This is a genomic window from Polaribacter haliotis (assembly GCF_014784055.1).
In the GTDB taxonomy this organism is placed as follows: domain Bacteria; phylum Bacteroidota; class Bacteroidia; order Flavobacteriales; family Flavobacteriaceae; genus Polaribacter; species Polaribacter haliotis.
This window is the reverse complement of record NZ_CP061813.1, coordinates 490,089-510,275: the sequence shown is the minus strand read 5'-3', so window position 1 is coordinate 510,275 and position 20,187 is coordinate 490,089. Positions and strand designations below refer to the sequence as shown.

Below are 20,187 nucleotides of genomic sequence, written 5' to 3'. Positions count from 1 at the left end.
ATTAAATTTTACAAGTTTATCCTCCAAATGCAACACCTAACATTGCTATAATAAACATTAATAAATATAGAGATAAAATTATAATCGCAAATACTCCAACAAACTTATAATGTGACTTTAATTTTTCGAAAGCTACAGCTAAATCATCATCAGATTTAGATTGTAATGCTTTCTTCATGTTCACAGAGAACTTATATAAATAGAGAATTGGAAAAAAGTAAATAGCCACAATAATTAAATAAGTAACCGTCATTACAGGTCCAAAATCAAAAGGAATTTCATTCATATTTGGGAGGTTACTAAAAACTGTTCCAGCAAAAAAACTAAATATAACTGTTAAACCTAAACCAATAAACCCTAAAATAGAAAGGAAATATGTCCATTTTGCAGTTTCTCTTAAAAAACTTTTAGACGCTCCATTTAATGTTAATTCTTCTAATTCTGTAATCGCATTTTGCATAATAATTTTTCTTTTAGTTAGTAATTCTCAAAAATAGCAAAAAAAATAACCACAAATTTTAAAATTTGTGGCTAATATTAAATTTTATAGAAAGTGAATTCTAAAATTCAGAAATTGTTTTCTTAATTATAGAAATACAATCCATTAATTGTTCTTCAGTCATTACTAAAGGTGGCGCAAAACGAATAATATTTCCATGGGTTGGTTTTGCTAATAATCCGTTATCACGTAATTTAATACAAATATCCCAAGCAGTAGAACTGTCTTCAGAATCGTTAATTAAAATTGCATTTAACAATCCTCTACCTCTTACAGATTCTACTAAATGATTGTTTTTACAGAATTCCGTTAATTCAGCTCTAAAAATTTTACCTAATTTATCAGCATTAATTGCTAATTTTTCATCAGCAACAACTTCTAAAGCAGCCATTGCAACAGCAGCAGCAATTGGGTTTCCTCCAAAAGTAGAACCATGATTTCCAGGACGAATCACATTCATAACACTGTCATTTGCTAAAACCGCAGAAACAGGATATGCTCCACCAGAAAGTGCTTTTCCAAGAATTAAAACATCTGGTTTTATTTCTGGAGTTCCAGAACAATTTTTCTCTGGACAAGAACAATTTCCACAAGTCGCTAATAAACGACCTGTTCTTGCAATTCCAGTTTGTACTTCATCTGCAATAAATAAAACGTTGTGGTCTTCACACATTTTCTTTGCGGCCGCTAAATAACCATCAGAAGGAACATAAACACCAGCTTCACCTTGAATTGGTTCCACCAAAAATGCAGCAATATTGTTACTACTTTCTAACGTTTCTTGTAATTCTTGTAAATTATCATATTCAATTTTTATAAAACCTTTAGTATAAGGACCAAAGTTTTTACGAGCCACAGGGTCGTTAGAAAATGATATTATTGTAGTTGTTCTACCATGAAAATTATTCTCACAAACAATAATTTGTGCTTTATTTTCATCAATTCCTTTTACTTCATACGCCCATTTTCTGGCAATTTTTAAAGCAGTTTCCACAGCTTCTGCACCAGTATTCATTGGTAATAATTTGTCGAAACCAAAATATTCAGTTGCAAATTTTTCGTATCTACCAAGCATATCATTATAAAATGCACGCGAAGTTAAACTCAACGTTTTTGCTTGATTCGTCATTGCATCTACAATTTTCGGATGACAATGCCCTTGATTTACAGCAGAATAAGCCGATAAAAAATCGTAATACTTTTTTCCTTCCACATCCCAAACATACACGCCTTCTCCTCTACTCAAAACCACAGGAAGTGGATGATAGTTGTGCGCACCATATTTGTTCTCTAATTCGATTGCTTCTTGCGAAGTTAATTTGTCTAAAACAGCCATTTTTATTGTTTTAAATGTTTATAATTAAATAACCATTCCTGTTCTACCTTTATCCTTCTGAAGAGTTTCAGAAATTCAGCGTGGGAAAGAAATCATCCCCGAAGTTTTACAAAAGTAGTAAAATAAAACTTCGAAATAAAAATTATTTGGGCGTTCCCTAAAAAGGTCGGGCTTTCACTACTCGCTTTTTTTCTGAAAAAGAAAAAAGAGCTCAAACAAACCGTTCAATCCCTAACGCAACCTGTTAAATTATAAAAGTAATAACTTCAAAACATAATGCTAATCTATCAATATCTTTTCCTTAATTTTGCAATCCAAAATAATTGAAAATGCCACGTAGAGAACGCAACAAATTTGTAAAAAAGAATCAAGTTTTAGAATTAAAAATTGAAGATTACGCTTTCGGAGGAAAAGGAATTGCCAGAATTCATTCCGAAGAAGGAAGTTTTGTAGTATTTGTTCCTAACACATTACCTGGACAATTGGTAAAAGCACAAATTAGCAAATCCAGTAAAAACTACGCAGAAGCTAAATTAATTGATGTTTTAGAACCATCTGAAGACGAAGTAGAAGTGGAATTTCAAGACATTCCTGGAGCGCCTTACATTCAATTACCAATCGAGCTTCAACATAAATATAAAAAAGAAAGTACCTTATCTTTATTCAAAAGAATAGGAAAAGTAGAAAATATAGAAGATTTATTCGACGAATTTGTAACCTCGCCAAACGTATTTCATTACAGAAATAAAATGGAATATGGTTTTTCTGCAATTGGTTACGACAGAATCAACAAAACCGATAAAGACGAGTTTACTTTAGGTTTTAAAAGACGTGGTGTTTGGTGGATGGGAGATAATTTAGAGAAAGATTCTGGTTTGTTCGACAAACAAATGGAAGACAATCTAAAAAACATCAGAAACTATTGTATAGAAACTGGTTTAGATCCTTGGCATGGACCAAAAAAAGAAGGTTTCTTCAGATATTTTGTAGTTCGTAAATCTTTTAAAACAGACGAGTTATTATGTAATTTAGTAACAACTTCTCCTGATTTGGATAAGTTCGATTTACAAAAATTCGCAAATTTCCTAAAAGATATTTTTGGAGAACGTTTAGCTGGACTTTTACACACAATTAACGACGAAACTGGCGACAGAACAATCGCAACTTCTGGAAGTTTAGAATTAGTCTATGGAAAAGATAAAATTGTAGAAGAATTATTAGGTTTAAACTTTGAAATCAGCATGAAAAGCTTTTTTCAAACGAACCCAAAATGTGCAGAAAAACTCTACAATAAAGTTGTAGAATATGTTTTAGAAGACAAGTCTAAAGTAGACAATACTGTGGTTATGGATTTATTCTGTGGTACAGGAACAATAGGCCAAATTGTAGCTTCTAAAAGTGATAATGCAAAAATAGTTGGTGTAGATATTGTAGCTTCCGCAATTGCAGACGCAAAGAAAAATGCCAAAAGAAATAATATTGAAGGTTTAAAATTCTTTGCAGCAGATGTTGGTAAATTTTTAATTGCGCATCCTGAATATCAAAATAAAATAAAAACCATTATTTTGGATCCTGCAAGAGCAGGAATTGCACCAAAAACATTGCAGAAAATAATCAACTTAAATGCAGATAGAATGGTGTATGTTTCTTGTAATCCTGCAACACAGGCAAGAGATACAGAATTATTGAGAGAAGCTGGTTATTTAATTAAAAAGATTAGTTTGGTAGATCAGTTTCCACATACAAGTCATATTGAGACTGTGGTACTTTTTGAAAAGAGTTAAAAAAGGTTTATTTGTTTATTCTTTTTTTAACTATAATTAAATATACCTTTTAATATATTTGTTAGATGATTAAGAAAAAAATTGGATTTATTATTTTTATTATTTCAATAATTATTGGTATTTTATTTTTAATTAAATTACCTAGAACAATAGGTATGATTTTTTCAGGTTTAAATAGTTATACGATTGGATATATTACGGTTTCAATAATAATTTTTATAGCCTCAATATTATTATTTAAATTAGGTTTAAAATGGATGAAAACAGGAAAAGAAGAAATCGAAATTATTAACCAAATTAGCAAAAAACAGTAAATATCATGAAACATATAAAACTATCAGATTCCGCAATTGAAAAAAAATTAGAAAACTTACAAGATTGGGATTTTTATGATGATGCCCTTCATACAGATTTCGAATTCGATAATTTTAAAGATTGTATGTCTGCTATGAATAGAATTGCTTTTGAATGTGAGGCATTAAATCATCATCCAGAATGGACAAATGTGTATAATACTTTAGATATTACATTAACAACTCACGATGCAGATGGCGTTACAGAATTAGATTTTAAATTGGCAGAAGCAATTAATAAAATTGTAGAAGTTGAAGAATAAATTCATGAAAAAAACATTTCTTTTTCTTTTATTAATACTTGCATTTATTTCCGCTTGCGAAAAAGACGATTTCTGTTTGCAAAATCCAGTTACTCCACGTTTAGTCATTACTTTTTTTGATGATACAAATAGAGAAACCCCAAAAAAAGTACAACGTTTTTCTTTAATTGCAGAAGGTGTGGTTGATAGTTTGTTTACAAATATTTCTACTCTTGATAGTGTTGCAATACCTTTGAATCCAAATGCTTTAGAAACAAAATATACGCTTAAAAAAAATACAGTAAATGGTGCTACAGTCGATAACGAAATAGCAACATTTACAATTACCTACGATACTGAACAAGAATATGTTTCTCGTTCTTGTGGTTATAAAGTTATTTTTAAAAATGTCGCATTTTCTGCAGATGCAAATACTTGGATTACCGAATTTACGCCTACAACATTAACAACAATAGACAATCAAAATTCCGCTCATGTACAAATATTTCATTAGCATTTTTTTCCTTTTTGTTTTTGTTGATGGTTTTTCACAAGAACAGAAAAAAGATTCTTTAGCAAGTAAAACAAAAGATAGTATCGTTTACAAAACAGGCTATGGCTTTCGTGTTGGAATTGATATTAGTAAACCTATAAAAGCACAATTCGATGGTTCTTACAGCGGATTCGAAATTGTTGGAGATTATAGAATTAAGAAAAACTTATATTTAGCCGCAGAAATTGGCTATGAAGAAGAAACCAATAACGAAGATTATACAAATTCAACAGCCAAAGGAAATTACATTCGTTTAGGAGTTAATTACAATGCATATCAAAATTGGTTGGACATGAACAACGAGATTTTTGTAGGTTATAGATATGGATTCAGTTTGTTTGAACAAACATTAAATAATTACACACCAAATACTTCAAGCAAAGATTTTGGAAATTATTTTCCTACAGTTCCAATTACAGTTCCGCAAACTACAACAGGTTTAAATGCACATTGGTCGGAATTAATGGTTGGTATTAAAGCAGAAACTTTCAAAAACTTTTTTGTTAGTTTTAGTGTCTCCTATAAAGTAATGATGAGTGTAAAAGATCCAGAAAATTTTAAATCTTTATATGCACCAGGTTTTAATAGAATTTTTGAAAGTAATACTGGTTTTGGCTTTAACTACACACTTTCTTACTTAATTCCTTTTACAAAAAAGTAACTTTTTTATTTCTTGAAAATACTTTAAAATTAAAATTTCGAAAGCTATAAATTAATATTCCTGATTTTTTAGTAACTTTAACACTCGTTTATTAAACTTCCAATAATGAATAAAATTCCAAGCGTAAACTTAGCAGATTTTTTATCAGAAGATAAAAATAGAAAACAAAAATTTATAGATGAAATTGGTCACGCATACGAAAACATTGGTTTTGTTGCTTTGAAAGGTCATTTTTTAGATGATAAATTAGTTTCAGATTTATATACAGAAATCAAAAATTTCTTTGATTTACCAGTTGAAACTAAAGAAAAGTACGAAATTCCAGGAATTGGAGGACAACGTGGATATGTTTCTTTCGGAAAAGAATCTGCAAAAGGTAAAAAAGAAGGCGATTTAAAAGAGTTCTGGCATTTTGGGCAATATGTAGAGGATAATTCAAAATATAAAGATGAATATCCAGAAAATGTAATTGTAGAAGAATTGCCAAAATTCAACGAAGTTGGAAAGCAGACCTACCAAATGTTAGAAAAAACAGCGAAATTTGTGTTGCGTTCTTTGGCTTTACATTTAGGTTTGGAAGAAACTTATTTCGACAATTACATTAAGAACGGAAATAGTATATTAAGACCAATCCATTATCCACCAATAAAAACTGAACCAAAAGGTGCAGAAAGAGCTGCAGCTCATGGAGACATTAATTTAATTACTTTATTAATGGGAGCTCAAGGAAAAGGATTGCAGGTTCAAAATCATAAAGGAGATTGGATAGATGCCATGGCTGCACCTGACGAATTAATGATTAATGTTGGAGACATGTTGTCTAGACACAGTAATAACAAGCTAAAATCTACAATTCACAGAGTTGTAAATCCTCCAAAAGAAATGTGGGGAACCTCTCGTTATTCCATTCCATTTTTCATGCACCCAATATCTGATATGAAACTAGATGTTTTAGAAAATTGTATCGACGAAAACAATCCAAAACAGTTCGAAGATATTACTGCTGGAGAGTTTTTAGATGAAAGATTAAGAGAATTAGGGCTTAAAAAATAAGAAAAGCCCATCCTAACCTTCCCAAAGGGAAGGAATGTATTATGGGAAATATGCCGAATAAAAACAATAAAAATATACTCAAAGTTACCAGCATGAGTTTTTCCCCTTTGGGGAAATTAAAAGGGGCTTTTTATGGATTTAAAAGATCAACTAAAAAATTTGTTTCCAGAACACCAAGAAACTGAGGAACCAAAAAAAGAAAAATCGAATATTTGGTTGCAAGACGAACCCATTCTTTGCAAATATGAGAAACGAAAAGGAAAGCCAATTACTATTTTAGAAGGTTATAATGGTGCAACTTCCGACTTTAAACTTTTAGCCAAAGAAATTAAAACAAAATTGTCTGTTGGTGGAAGTTTTAAAGATGATAAAATCATAATTCAAGGTGATTTTAGAGACAAAATTATGTCTATGTTAAAAGATAAAGGTTTTAAAGTAAAACGTGTTGGTGGATAGTTAAATTTACCCTAACACAATAAAAATCGATTATTAACGTTGTCATTTCACTATGAACTCTTCTATTTTACATATTACAAATGGAGATAGTACTACCAACTATCTAAAAAAACTACAATTTTCTGGAGATTTTATTACATGGAGAGAAATGCTCTGTGAAGGAAAAACAACAACCAATGTTGGGAGCGATGTTTTTTGGAAAACCAGATACGATTTCTTTAAATCTTCCTATAAAATTAGTAAACAAAAATTTATAGATTACACAGTTAAAGAATATCGAAAACTCTGTAATAAAAAAGAAAATAAGCAAATCGTTTTATGGTTTGAGTACGATTTATTTTGTCAAATTAATATGATTGCTGTAATTAGTTGGCTAAAACGTTACAGAAAAGGGTATGAAGTTTCTTTAGTTTGTAGTGGAAAAGTAAAAGAATCTGCTAAAATGTTAGCAATTCCTGAACTTTCAGAAGAACAAATTCAACAACATTTTAAAGACAGAATAGAACTTTCGCAAGATGATATTGAATATGCAGATTATATTTGGCAATTGTATTGTTCAGACAGTCCTTTAAGACTAGAAAAAATACATCAATTCAATCCAATGTCGCCATTTAAATATTTAACAACTGCTTTGGAAGCACATTTAAGAAGGTTTCCTTCTATTGAAAATGGATTAAATAATGTAGAAAATTTTGTTTTAAAAACAGCAAACAACAACAATTTATCTTCTAAAAACCAATTAGTTGGCAAATTGCTTACAGAACAAGAAGTTTTTGGTTTTGGAGATTTACAATATGAAAACAATATCGATAAACTTCAAAAATTATTCACTTCTTTCGATCCTGTAAAACTCACAAGAAAAGGGAAAGATATTTTAGAGAATCAGGCAAATTTTTACAGAGAAATACGTTCAGAAAATTCGTATCTTGGAGGTTCTAAAAAATACAGTTTTTTATATAGCAATGCTACTGAAAAACTGTTGCAAATTACCTCTTAAAAGTATGAGTATAAAAAAATCTGAACTTATTCTAAATCCAGATGGCAGTGTTTATCACTTAAATTTAAAACCAGAAAATATTGCTACAGATATTATTTTTGTTGGAGACCAAGACAGAGTAGATAAAATCACCAAACTATTTGAATCTGTTGATTTTACAACTCAAAAAAGAGAATTTAAAACGACCACAGGTATTTATAAAGGGAAAAGAATTTCAGTAATTTCAACAGGAATTGGCCCAGATAATATAGATATTGTTTTAAATGAATTAGATGCTTTGGTAAACATCAATCTAGAAACAAGAGCGCCAAAAACCGATTTAACTTCTTTAAATATCATTCGAATTGGAACTTCAGGGTCTTTGCAAAAAGACATTCCTGTAGATTCATTTTTATTGAGTTCTCATGGTTTAGATTTAAATGGAATGCTTCACTCCTATCAAATTGATGTAATTTCAAATTCAGAAATTGAAAATGCTTTTGTAAAACACACCAATTGGAGTGCTAAAAAATCGCATCCTATTTTGGTTGAAAACAGCCAAGAACTTGCTCGAAAATTTACTTCAGAAAACATATATTCAGGAATAACAGCAACTGCTGGTGGTTTTTACGGACCACAAGGTCGTGTGTTAAGATTACAATTAGAAGACGAAAACTTAAATAATAAAATTGATAGTTTTCAACATAAAAAACATAGAATTACCAATTTAGAAATGGAAACTTCCGCAATTTATGGCTTATCTAAATTATTAGGGCATAAAGCAGTTTCACTAAATGCCATTATTGCAAACAGAGCAAATGGAACTTTTAGCGAAAACCCTAAAAAAGTGGTGGAAGATTTAATAAAATATACGCTTAAAAAGCTCACAATTTAAAATGACAGATTTAAAAATCGGTGGTGTACCAGAACACTTTAATTATCCTTGGTATCTCACATTAAAAAATAAAGAATACACCAAAGAAAACATCAATTTACGTTGGCAAGATTATCATGGTGGAACTGGGCAAATGTGCAAAGCATTAAGAAACGGAACTGTAGATATTGCCATTGTTTTAACGGAAGGAATAATCAAAGATATTGCAGATGGAAATCCGTCTAAAATTGTGCAAACGTTCGTTAAAACTCCTTTAATTTGGGGAATTCACGTAGGCGAAAAATCATCTTTCAAAAAAATTGAAGATTTAGAAAATGCTACGATTGCAATTAGTAGATTTGGTTCTGGTTCGCATTTAATGGCGATTGTAAATGCTTATAATCAAGGTTGGGAAATAGACAAATTAAAGTTTAAAGTCGTTGGAAATTTACAAGGAGGCATCGATTCTTTAACCAATTGCGAAGCCGATTATTTTATGTGGGAACATTTTACCACAAAACCTTTGGTCGATGATGGAACATTCAGAAGAATTGACGACTGCCCTACTCCTTGGCCATGTTTTGTAATTGCAGTTAGAAACGAAGTTTTAGAAAATAATTTCGAAGAAGTACAAAAAGTTTTAGACATTATTAATGGAGAAACAGCCGATTTTAAAGACATTGATAATATCGATAAAATCTTAGCAAAACGTTACCAACAGAAGCTAGAAGACATTCAGAAATGGCTAAAAATAACGGAATGGAATGATGGGAAACCTATCACTAAAAATTTAATTACGCGCATTCAAAATAAAATGGTTTCTTTTAACGTTATCGAAGAGAAGAAAAATTCAGGCGAGTTCATAAAAAATATGTACATTTAAACCGTAAAATAGTAAAAAAATGAAAAGAGTAGTATTTGTTGCAATTTGTGTTTTAGGGATTATTTGTTTTTCTTCATGTAGAAGTACCTCCAAATCTTGTGGTTTGGCAGATGCAGACATAACTATTCAAACAACATTAAAACAAGCAGATTTGTTATAAAATCCGTTTGTTTCTTAATTTCAAATTCAATGAATCCGCTTTTTTAGCGGATTTTTTTTATACTGAACTTATTTCAGCATCTTTTAAAGTGACACGAATTCACAAATTATTTTTTCGTAATTATTTTTTGGAGCTATTTACTGCTTTCACTACTCGCTTTTTAATCTCTTAAAAAAGAGATAAAAAGAGCTCAAACAATTAGCCTGTCTTGAGCGCAGTCGAAAGATTCAATCAGAGCTAAGCTTGTTTAAAAACTATTTTGCTATTCTTATAAAGTAATAGATTTTCTAAAAATTTTGTATGGATTCCTGTCTTCACAGGAATGACAAACTCAAAAGTTCTCGATACAATTTTCTCCTAAAGTCGAAAATCACTCGAATTGACAATATGCGAATTTATTATTTAACGAATGAGTAAGAAAATGCTGTCAGTTCGAGTAAAATTCTTTTTTCAAGAATTTTGTATCGAGAACACATACAGAAATTAAATTAATTCGTGACCTTCTTGTATTAAAAGGGAGCATTCTCCATTGCTAAACTGAATAACTACCACTCAATTTCTTTTTTCCTTAAATCTTTTAAAATCTCATTGGTTTTCGAGAAATGTTTATTTCCAAACCAATATCCCCTATTTGCGCTTAATGGAGATGGATGCCCAGATTCTAAAATGAAGTGTTTCTTTTTATCAATTAATTTTGCTTTCTTTTTTGCAAATCCGCCCCAAAGTAGAAAAACAATGTTTTCGTTTTCTTTGGAAATTTGTTTTATTACTTCGTCTGTAAACGTTTCCCAGCCTTCTTTTTGGTGACTTCCAGCTTCGTGAGCTCTTACAGTTAATGTTGCATTTAATAACAAAACACCTTGTTTTGCCCATTTTTCCAAATTTCCACTTGTTGGATATTCAGTTTCTAAATCCGTAGAAATTTCTTTAAAAATGTTAATTAATGAAGGTGGATGCTTTATTCCATCCTTAACAGAAAAACACAATCCATTTGCTTGGTTTGGTCCATGATACGGATCTTGACCAATAATAACCACTTTTAAATCGTCAAAAGAACAAAAATCAAACGAAGCAAAAATATCTTGTCCTTTTGGGTAACAAGTATGGTTTTGATACTCGTTTTTCACAAAATTGATTAATTCCTTAAAATATGGTTTTTCAAATTCGTTTTGTAAAATATTTTTCCAAGAATCGGCGATTTTTACTTGCATTGTTTGTTATTTTTGTGCTTTTGGATTCAAGATTCAAAATTTTGAATTCAAAGTTACTTATTAGTTCCCAAAAAACCTTAAATATTAAACTTTGAATCGTAACATTTCAGAAAAAACATTACAAGATTTAGAATTTTCAACAGTTTTGCAACATGTATCAGAATTTTGCATTTCTGGGTTGGGGAAAGAAAGAGTGCGTGAAATTCTGCCTATTTCTAATAAAAAAACACTCTTTACTGAACTGAATTTAGTAGACGAGTACCTAAAATCTTTTCAGAGTGAAAACAGAGTTCCGAATCATGGTTTTGATAATGTAACGCAAGACATTCACAGACTCGCGATAGAAAACAGTTTTTTAGAACCAGAAGCGTATTTAAAAATTGCAAGTATTTCTTTAACCGTAAACGAACATATCAAATTTTTTAAGAAGTTTGAAGTTCAGTTTCCTACGTTTTTTAAACTGACCCAAGAAATAGAATTCAGCACTTTTGTAGATGATGAAATCAAGAAAATTATAGAATTAAGTGGTATTGTAAAAAATAATGCTTCTTCTGCTTTAAAACAAATTCGAAAAGACATCAACAACGTTCGTGGTAAAATCGGACAAAGTTTTTCGAGTGCTTTGAGCAAATCCATAGCTTCTGGATATTTAGATGATATTAAGGAAAGTGTTATTGACAATCAGCGTGTTTTGGCAGTTTTAGCAATGCATCGTAAAAAAGTGGCTGGTAGTTTTTTAGGTTCATCCAAATCTGGAAACATCGTTTATATTGCGCCACAAGCAACCTTGTCTTATTCACGAGAATATCAAAATTTATTGTACGAAGAAAAACAAGAAATTGTAAAAATATTACGAGATCTTGCAGAAACAATTCGTCCTGTAATTTCCTTAATTCACGAATATTTAGAATATGTAACACATATAGATGCTGTGGGCGCAAAAGCAAAATATGCGCAAGAAATTAATGGATTATTGCCAAAAATTTCTCAAGAAAAGAAGATTTTATTTAGAGATGCGTATCATCCTATTTTATGGAAAAAAAATAAGGAAAAGAACTTAAAAATTGTTCCACAAAGTATAGAACTGAACGAAAAACAGCAAATAATTGTTATTTCTGGCCCAAATGCTGGTGGAAAAAGCATAACTTTAAAAACCATTGGTTTATTACAATTAATGATACAAAGTGGACTTTTAATTCCTGTGGAAGAAAGAAGTCAGACGTATATTTTCGATACGATTTTAACGGATATTGGAGACAACCAATCTATTGAAAATCAATTAAGTACTTATAGTTATCGATTAAAAAACATGCGTTACTTTTTAAGAAAATGTAATGAAAATACCTTGTTTTTAATTGATGAATTTGGTACAGGTTCAGACCCTGAATTGGGTGGAGCTTTGGCTGAAATTTTCTTGGAAGAATTTTACAACAAAAAAGCCTTCGGAATTATTACAACCCACTACTCCAACTTAAAAGTTTTGGCGAACGAATTGGAGAATGTTACCAACGCAAATATGCAGTTTGACGAACGTTCTTTGGAACCATTATTTAAACTTTTTGTTGGTCAAGCTGGTAGTTCTTTTACTTTTGAAGTGGCTCAGAAAAACGGAATTCCTTATAGTTTAATCAACCAAGCGAAAAAGCGTGTTGAAAACGAGAAAATTCGTTTGGATAAAACCATTTCTAAACTTCAAAAAGAACGAAATAAACTTCAGAAAAATTCGGATAGTTTAGAGAAGCAGAAAACAAAAGGACAGGAACATTTAGAGAGTTTACAGGAAAAAGAACAGAAAATTCAAGATAAATTATCTGGTTTTCAAGAATTGTATGACCAGAATCAGAAAATGTTGTCTTTAGGTAGAAAAACAAACGAACTACTAAATAAATACTTTCAAACAAATAACAAAAAAGAACTGAATACCAATTTCAACAAATGGGTTGCAGACGAGAAAGTAAAATATGCCAAGAAGAAACCTTTAAAAACTACGAAAGCGCAACAAAAGAAAGCCAAAGTTGTTGAGAAACAAATGCAACAAGTCATTAAAAAAGTGGAAAAAGAGGTTTTAGAAAAAGTAGTTGAAGTTCGTAAAGAAAAGAAAATCGAAGAAGCTAAAATTGCTAAAGCAAAATCGGAATATATCTACAAAATAAACGACAGAGTGCGAATTATAGACTCTAATTCTGTAGGAACTATCGATAAAATAGACAAGAAAAAAGTAACGATTAATTACGGTTTTTTTACGACAAAAACTTCAGTTGACAAATTAGAATTGGTAGAAAAAGCGAAGAAATAAATAATTTAAACCTATTTTATTATTATGAAATTAAAGAGCATTTTATGTATTGTTTTGATTACTTTACTATTGAATTCTTGTGATAAAAAGGAAAATCAGCAACATTTATTTATTCTTTCTGGACAGTCTAATATGGCACGTCTAAATCCTGATATTTCTTTTACACCAGCTGTAAAAAAGGCGTTTGGAGAAAATAATGTAACTGTCGTAAAATATGCCTTAGGAACACAACCTATAAAACGTTGGTATAAAAACTGGAAACCTTTAGATGGAGAAATTGATTCACAAAATGGTAATTTATACGATACTTTAATGGTAAAAGTAAATAAAGCACTCAAAACTAAAAATTTTGACACAGTTACTTTCATTTGGATGCAAGGCGAACGCGATGCAAGAACCAACCAAGGAAATGTGTATGAGGAAAGTTTATTGGGTTTATACAATCAACTTTCTAAAGATTTGGGAAGAACAGTCGTAAATTTTGTGATTGGAAGATTGTGCGATTTCGATATGAAAAATGAAAGATATCCAGATTGGACACTCGTTAGAGAAGCACAAGTAAAAGTTGCAGAATCGCAACCAAACTTCGCTTGGATAAATACAGACGACTTAAATGACGGAATTATTAGAAATAATAAAGAAATAAAAAACGATTTACACATGTCTGAAAATGGTTATAAAATCATGGGAGAACGTTTTGCTGAGAAATCTGTTTTGTTGATTAAAAAAGAAAATTAGGGGTTTTCACCTGTTGATTTTCTAATTGAGAACTTTTAATTTCGTTAACTTCTGATATAAATCATTGAAACGTTTCATATAATTATTGTTAGCGAAAATCAAAAAAATTTCTAACCAAAAAATGAATAGCAAAACCCTTAAACGAAACACCATAGGAAGAATATTTATTCATAATTTCTTACTTCTTTATAGTTGGCATATTTCAACAAATTGGAGCTAAAACTGGCTGGTGTTAGTTACACAAACCTTGAATATAAAAAAAACCGAACAATCGCTCGGTTTTTACATCTATATAAAAAATAAATTTTATCTTCTACTATAATTTGGTGCTTCTTTGGTAATTGCTACATCATGAGGATGACTTTCATTAATTCCGCTTGCGGTTATTCTTACAAATTGTCCTGTTTCTTTTAAAGTTTCGATGTCTTTTGCGCCACAATAACCCATTCCTGCACGCAAACCACCAATAAATTGATGGATGCTTTCATCTAAATCTCCTTTATAAGGCACACGACCTACAATTCCTTCTGGCACTAATTTCTTAATATCTGCTTCCACATCTTGGAAATAACGATCTTTAGAACCTTGTTTCATAGCTTCTACAGATCCCATTCCTCTATAAGATTTGAATTTTCTTCCTTCGTAAATAATCGTTTCTCCTGGAGATTCTTTGGTTCCTGCTAATAAAGAACCTAACATTACACAATCTGCACCAGCAGCAATCGCTTTTGGGATATCTCCTGTATAACGAATTCCACCATCTGCAATTACTGGAACTCCACTTCCTTTAATCGCAGCAGCAACTTCTAATACTGCCGAAAATTGAGGAAAACCAACTCCAGCCACAACTCTTGTTGTACAAATAGAACCTGGTCCAATACCTACTTTTACAGCATCTGCACCAGCTTCTACTAAGTATTTAGCAGCAGCAGCAGTTGCTATATTCCCAACAACAACATCTAATTCTGGAAATTTTTCTTTTACTTGTTTCAACACCATTACCACTCCTTTTGTGTGTCCATGAGCTGTATCTATAATTACAGCATCTACTCCAGCATTTACCAAAGCTTCTGCTCTATCCACAGCATCTCCAGTAACACCTAAAGCAGCAGCAACTCTTAATCGCCCAAAAGAATCTTTGTTTGCGATTGGTTTCTGAGTCACTTTTGTAATATCTCTAAACGTTATTAATCCTTTTAACTTATAGGCATCATCTACAATTAAAAGTTTTTCTATTTTATAATTCTGTAGAATTTTTTCTGCATCACTTAAAGAAGTTCCAACTGCTGCTGTTACCAAGTTTTCACTCGTCATAACCTCTACAATTGGTCTTGTTGCATCATGTTCGAAACGCAAATCTCTATTGGTAACAATTCCTTTTAAGATTCCAAGATCGTCTACAATAGGAATTCCGCCAATACTGTGTTCTTTCATAAATGCTTTTGCATTTCCTACAGTTGCAGTTAAAGGCAAAGTAACAGGATCTAAGATCATTCCACTTTCTGCACGTTTTACTTTTCTAACTTCTAATGCTTGTTGGGCAATCGTCATATTTTTATGTAAAACGCCAATACCACCTTCTCTTGCAATAGCGATTGCCAATGCAGATTCTGTAACAGTATCCATTGCAGCTGATGCAATTGGTACGTTAATCGTAATATTTTTCGTAAATTTTGTTTGAATGCTTACTTCTCTTGGAAGTACTTCTGAAAAAGCGGGAACTAATAAAACGTCGTCATACGTTAAACCTTCTCCTAAAATTTTGTTGTTGTGTGCTGTCATGTTGCAATTATGGTATAATTGCAGGCAAATTTACAACATATTATTGAATTTTAAGGTTTAAAAAATAAGGAGTTTATTTTTTAGAAATTGCTTGCTTCAAAATAATGAAAATGGATACAGAATACGTTGCTGTCATTAGAAAACCGGAAGCCATTATTACGTATTTCATAAAGTGAATGTCTTTCCACAATAAATAAATTCCTCCGAAAGTAAAAACTAGAGAGAAAAAAGGCTCTATCATTAAAAATAATTTCAATTTTATATTGATAGATGTTGTAGATAAAATGAAAGCGACTAAAAAGAAAATTGCTGATAAGGATAAAATATGACTGTGAACTGTAGTCATAATTTCTCCTTCAGATTTTTTAAACATCATTTCTGTGGCATTTTCATCATCTTCGTTTCCTAAATAACGCTGTTCTATACCATTAGGATTTGCGTTTGTTGTAGATCTTACAAATGAGATTCCGCTATAAAAACCGATACTTAATGTACAAATAAAAGCAATAATTAAAAGCTTTATTTCTCTAGGAAATTGATGGATTAAGCCGTGAAACTTCATTATAAAACGTTGTTATTATGAAGAATTTCTAAATTTTGAAGAAATTGGTTCATGGCAATTGTCATAGAACTTGCAGAAATTGTTGCTCCAGAAATGGCAATTATATCTTCTCTATATTTTAAATTGTCTGTCGCTTTTTTTCCAATGAATTGTTTTAACCAACGAGTGCTTCCTATTTCGCCTCCATAATCTTCTCTGTACACTAAAACCTTTGTTTTTGCTACGATTAAATCTTTGTCTAACAAAACAAGATAATCAAACTCATCTGTTTTGCTTGGTGCTTTATCTACGTAGGCGTAACCAATTATTTCATTATTTTTTTCAATTTTAAAAAGATGGTCTGCTCCTATCTTTTTAATCAACTTATTATTGATGGAATCTTCAATTTTTATCAATTTTAATTGAAAATCTTTTACCTCAAAAACCTTAGAAATTTCTTTTTTAACTTTTTTCTTAATTTTATCTGGCATTGTAAATGAAAAACATACCAATGAAACTAGTAGAATTATAAAGAAATAAAATTTGTTTTTATTCATGATGCAAAAATAATTAGATTTAGTCTAAATAAAAAGAAAAAGTTGAGACAAAACAATGTTTTATCTCAACTTTACATTTAAATATTTTGTTTGTTAGAACCAAACTCCCAATCCTAAATTCAATTGGTTTACAGAAGAACCACCAACAACTTGATTGTTTTTAATTTGATAATCTCCTTTTACAACTGCTCCAGGTGCTATTTTATAACTTAAACCTAAAGTCCACTCTTGTCTGTCGTAACTTAAATCTTTCGTTAAATTACCTTCCACAGAAGCATGTGTATTAAAGTCTTCATATCTTACAAAACCAAATAACTGTTGTTTTTTTCTCTGTGGTAATAAGTTGTAGGCTGCCTCTAAATAATATCCTTGCAAAGCGCTTCCTAAATTAGAACCAGTTGCAGTATTGTAATCTTCTGTATCAGATAAATTTCCTTTAATAAACTGACCTCTTGCTGTAAAACGTTGGTATGCATATCTTGCATCTAAACCAATCATAGAAAGCCCAACATCTGCTCCATCAATATTTTCTACATCTGCAGGAGATTGGGTTCTACCAAAATAACCAGACAATCCTAAACGCAATCCTGGCAATCCATAATAATCTAATTTTCCAGAAAAATTTATATTATTCATCGTAGATTTTGCCCCTTTTTGTCTTCCTCCTCTTAACCCAGAACTTCCTCCTATATTTCCTCCTGTAATATTTCCATTTCCATCTGAAGTTGTAGAAACAAATCCATTAAATAAATAAGCTTGATAACGTAAAGAAGCTTCATTATATCTTCCTGAAACTCCTACTCCAATTTCACGCCAAGTTGTTGGAATTATAGAACCATCCATACTTGGTCTTTCTACTCCATTAAAAGTGGTAGGTTCGTGATACTCGTTAATAATTCCCATTGGAACTAACATTAAACCAGCTCTTAAATTTACATTATCACTCACAGAATATTGTAAAAAAGCTTGCTCTACAAATACTTCTTTTACATGTTCGAATTCTACTTCTGTAATAAATTGTGTTCTATCATCAAATTTATAACCAAATAACAAAACCAAACGTTGTACATCTAATTCTGCATTGTTATTTTCTTTTCTATTGTATGTTATTTCACCATAACCACCAACTGTAACACCTTTTGTATTAATGTTTCCATTTAAAATACGTTGTGCTGTATTTACCTGATAATTTGGATTATTAATTGAATCTTGTCGTGAATTTTGTGCTGAAATTGTAATGGTTGATACAGCAGCAATTGCCAATGTTAAAAACTTGTTCATTTTATTAAGATTGATTATAAATAATTTTCTAATTTTTGGCAAATATAAGCCTCAAAATTAGTTCTTCAAAGTTTATTTAGAATAAATTAAAATAAGAGAATGAGAACAGAGATAACTAATTGATAATCATAAATAAAAAATTATTGTTTTTTTAGATATTCTACTACAGCTTTTCGAATATCATGTGCGAGTTCTTCTTTTTTAGGGTGATAAATAGCAAGAACTTCTTCACTTTTATCTGATAAAAAAGGAATATCGAATCCTTTTAATAAATAATCTGAAAAAGCGACTGTGTAAGTAAGAGAAGAATTTATATGTCGGTTATTTATCCACCAAGTATTGTTTTTAAATTCGATATTATGTCTGTGCAAATATGCGCCTGTTCCCCTCGCTTTTTTGCCATAATCTAAAACTCTTTTTAGTAAATTTCCTTTCAATTCTACTTTTACAATATCTCCTCCATAAGGCAAAACTCTAAAAATATCTACAGGTGTAATATTACCAACTAATTGATCGTCAATACGAATAGAACCTCCATTTACGATTGCTGCATCTACTTTATTACCATAAGCAAAAGACATTGCTTTTGTAATAATTTGTCCTAAATTGGTTGATTCGCTTCTAATTTTATAATCTCTACCATCTAAAGGAATGGCTGTTTTGTATATAATTTCTTCAGGGTTTTTAATAACATCTTTAATTCTTGTATTTAAAATGTTTTCCCATTTATCTACAATTTTACCCACGTTTTCATCTGTTTTAATGGTTGAATTGATTTCTTTCAATTCAGATTTTACAATGGCTTTCTTTGTTTTTTTATCGTAAGAAATACGATGGATATACACTGTTTTTGCATTCGCATCTGCTTTCGATATTTGAACATTCCCAACAAAATTATTGCTATTTGCATGTTCATGACCTCCCATTATTAAAGGAACATTAGGTAGTAATTTGGCAATTCTTTTATCGTGCATTAATTTTACATGTGTTAAACCGAAAACTACATCTACACTATCTTTTATGGAATTATAAGATTCTTTTGCTTTGATGATCATGTTTCCATATTCCACATAATCTCTTGGGTTTGAAGGAATACAAACACTTATAAAACCTATTTTTATTTTTGTGCCATCTGCATCTACCAATTCTTTAATAAACGTTTTGTTAACAGATTTAACAATTCCATTTTGTTCTTTGTAAAAAGGAATTGTAGCTTCTTTTGTTTTTAGGTTTACATTGGCAGAAATCCAAGGAAAATTACTTTCATTTAATCTTTTTTGAAGATCTTGTTGCGATAAATCGAATTCATGATTTCCGAAAGCGACCAAATCGAAATTCATGGCATTCATAACTTCTACCATTTGTTTTCCACGAACTCTTTCTCCATCGACTTTTAAGGTTCCTATTAAAGACGGATTCAGAAAATCTCCTGACATAAAAAGTAGTGTGTTTTCGTTTTCCTTTAGTAAGTTTTTATGCACAGTTTCTACTCTTGCCATTCCTCCAAATTCGCCTCCTTGAATTGGAGCGATTTCGTAAACGTCATTTAATTGTAAAAAAGTGAAATTTATTTTTTTATTGTCTTTTGATGTGTTTTTTATTGAAGAACAGGCTGTTATAATTAATAAGAAAAACAAGTATAAATACTTGTTTTCAAAAATTTTGGCAAAAATATTTGTAGAACTCATTTTTTTTTTTTTTTACATTTGGTTATCATCCACTGAAATTGTTTGGGGGATGAAAAGAAAAAATTGCTTTCTTTTCATTACAATTTAGGATTAAATTTTAATGCCAACATGTGTTGGTATTTAATCTCGTACGAAGTTATTATATTTTTAAATAGTTACTATTTAAGAATAAAACCTCGGTTCGTAAAATTTAAATAAAACAGTATACCAATAATGTTTAACTAAATACAAATGCCTATGTAACATAAACAAAAGACAAACCG

21 protein-coding genes are annotated in these 20,187 nt (G+C 30.5%); 13 read left to right on the top strand and 8 right to left on the bottom strand.

The annotated features are described in order from the left end of the window. Positions 1-16: 16 nt before the first annotated feature. Positions 17-460, bottom strand: coding sequence for a DUF5362 family protein (locus H9I45_RS01955; protein WP_088353615.1), 444 nt, complete (start codon positions 458-460; stop codon positions 17-19). 100 nt (positions 461-560) lie between these two features. Continuing rightward, a complete protein-coding gene (gene rocD / locus H9I45_RS01950) occupies positions 561-1,835 on the bottom strand; it encodes an ornithine--oxo-acid transaminase (RefSeq protein WP_088353616.1) in 1,275 nt (424 codons plus the stop codon). Positions 1,836-2,164: 329 nt separating this feature from the next. On the opposite strand from rocD, the gene rlmD reads away from it, so the two are divergent. From rlmD to H9I45_RS01895, 11 genes are all read left to right on the top strand, one after another. Further along, positions 2,165-3,619, top strand: a complete 1,455-nt coding sequence (gene rlmD / locus H9I45_RS01945; RefSeq protein ID WP_088353617.1) for a 23S rRNA (uracil(1939)-C(5))-methyltransferase RlmD — start codon at positions 2,165-2,167, stop codon at positions 3,617-3,619. A 65-nt stretch (positions 3,620-3,684) separates the two neighbouring features. After that, the gene (locus tag H9I45_RS01940) at positions 3,685-3,933 is read left to right on the top strand and encodes a hypothetical protein (protein ID WP_088353618.1); all 249 of its coding nucleotides are present in this window, start codon (positions 3,685-3,687) and stop codon (positions 3,931-3,933) included. A gap of 5 nt (positions 3,934-3,938) precedes the next feature. Then, positions 3,939-4,235, top strand: coding sequence for a 4a-hydroxytetrahydrobiopterin dehydratase (locus H9I45_RS01935; RefSeq protein ID WP_088353619.1), 297 nt, complete (start codon positions 3,939-3,941; stop codon positions 4,233-4,235). Positions 4,236-4,239: 4 nt separating this feature from the next. Next, positions 4,240-4,728, top strand: coding sequence for a DUF6452 family protein (locus tag H9I45_RS01930; RefSeq protein ID WP_088353620.1), 489 nt, complete (start codon positions 4,240-4,242; stop codon positions 4,726-4,728). Beyond that, positions 4,709-5,428: a DUF6048 family protein gene (locus H9I45_RS01925; protein WP_088353621.1), complete on the top strand. Its 720-nt coding sequence runs from the start codon at positions 4,709-4,711 to the stop codon at positions 5,426-5,428. Before H9I45_RS01930 ends, H9I45_RS01925 begins: the two co-directional genes overlap by 20 nt. 105 nt (positions 5,429-5,533) lie before the next feature. Beyond that, entirely contained in the window at positions 5,534-6,481 is a 948-nt protein-coding gene (locus H9I45_RS01920; protein WP_088353622.1) for an isopenicillin N synthase family dioxygenase, read from the top strand. Between the two features lie 132 nt (positions 6,482-6,613). Next, positions 6,614-6,937 (top strand): translation initiation factor, encoded by a 324-nt coding sequence (locus H9I45_RS01915; protein WP_088353623.1) that lies wholly within the window; start codon positions 6,614-6,616, stop codon positions 6,935-6,937. Between the two features lie 52 nt (positions 6,938-6,989). Continuing rightward, a complete protein-coding gene (locus H9I45_RS01910; protein ID WP_088353624.1) occupies positions 6,990-7,934 on the top strand; it encodes a DUF1835 domain-containing protein in 945 nt (314 codons plus the stop codon). A 4-nt stretch (positions 7,935-7,938) separates the two neighbouring features. Next, positions 7,939-8,808, top strand: a complete 870-nt coding sequence (locus tag H9I45_RS01905) for a nucleoside phosphorylase (RefSeq protein WP_088353625.1) — start codon at positions 7,939-7,941, stop codon at positions 8,806-8,808. 1 nt (position 8,809) lies between these two features. Beyond that, positions 8,810-9,670, top strand: coding sequence for a substrate-binding domain-containing protein (locus H9I45_RS01900; RefSeq protein WP_088353626.1), 861 nt, complete (start codon positions 8,810-8,812; stop codon positions 9,668-9,670). A gap of 19 nt (positions 9,671-9,689) precedes the next feature. Then, positions 9,690-9,830 carry a hypothetical protein gene (locus H9I45_RS01895; protein ID WP_176397540.1) on the top strand — a complete coding sequence of 47 codons (141 nt, stop codon included), beginning with the start codon at positions 9,690-9,692 and terminating at the stop codon, positions 9,828-9,830. A 545-nt stretch (positions 9,831-10,375) separates the two neighbouring features. Here H9I45_RS01895 and H9I45_RS01890 read toward each other — a convergent pair. Continuing rightward, complete coding sequence (locus H9I45_RS01890) at positions 10,376-11,041, bottom strand: uracil-DNA glycosylase (protein WP_088353627.1); 666 nt, start codon at positions 11,039-11,041, stop codon at positions 10,376-10,378. 91 nt (positions 11,042-11,132) lie between these two features. On the opposite strand from H9I45_RS01890, the gene H9I45_RS01885 reads away from it, so the two are divergent. Then, on the top strand, positions 11,133-13,337 hold the full coding sequence (locus H9I45_RS01885) for an endonuclease MutS2 (protein WP_088353628.1): 2,205 nt from the start codon (positions 11,133-11,135) through the stop codon (positions 13,335-13,337). 24 nt (positions 13,338-13,361) lie between these two features. Then, complete coding sequence (locus tag H9I45_RS01880; protein WP_088353629.1) at positions 13,362-14,075, top strand: sialate O-acetylesterase; 714 nt, start codon at positions 13,362-13,364, stop codon at positions 14,073-14,075. A gap of 306 nt (positions 14,076-14,381) precedes the next feature. Here H9I45_RS01880 and guaB read toward each other — a convergent pair whose 3' ends face one another. From guaB to H9I45_RS01855, 5 genes are all read right to left on the bottom strand, one after another. Continuing rightward, positions 14,382-15,857 (bottom strand): IMP dehydrogenase, encoded by a 1,476-nt coding sequence (gene guaB / locus H9I45_RS01875; RefSeq protein WP_088353630.1) that lies wholly within the window; start codon positions 15,855-15,857, stop codon positions 14,382-14,384. 73 nt (positions 15,858-15,930) lie between these two features. Next, complete coding sequence (locus H9I45_RS01870) at positions 15,931-16,419, bottom strand: Aq_1264-related membrane protein (protein WP_088353631.1); 489 nt, start codon at positions 16,417-16,419, stop codon at positions 15,931-15,933. Continuing rightward, the gene (locus H9I45_RS01865) at positions 16,419-16,889 is read right to left on the bottom strand and encodes an FMN-binding protein (protein ID WP_228455008.1); all 471 of its coding nucleotides are present in this window, start codon (positions 16,887-16,889) and stop codon (positions 16,419-16,421) included. The genes H9I45_RS01870 and H9I45_RS01865 overlap by 1 nt, the downstream gene beginning before the upstream one ends. 159 nt (positions 16,890-17,048) lie before the next feature. After that, positions 17,049-18,236, bottom strand: coding sequence for a porin (locus H9I45_RS01860; protein ID WP_088353633.1), 1,188 nt, complete (start codon positions 18,234-18,236; stop codon positions 17,049-17,051). 140 nt (positions 18,237-18,376) lie between these two features. Continuing rightward, positions 18,377-19,924 carry a bifunctional metallophosphatase/5'-nucleotidase gene (locus H9I45_RS01855; protein ID WP_088353634.1) on the bottom strand — a complete coding sequence of 516 codons (1,548 nt, stop codon included), beginning with the start codon at positions 19,922-19,924 and terminating at the stop codon, positions 18,377-18,379. Between the last annotated feature and the right edge of the window lie 263 nt (positions 19,925-20,187).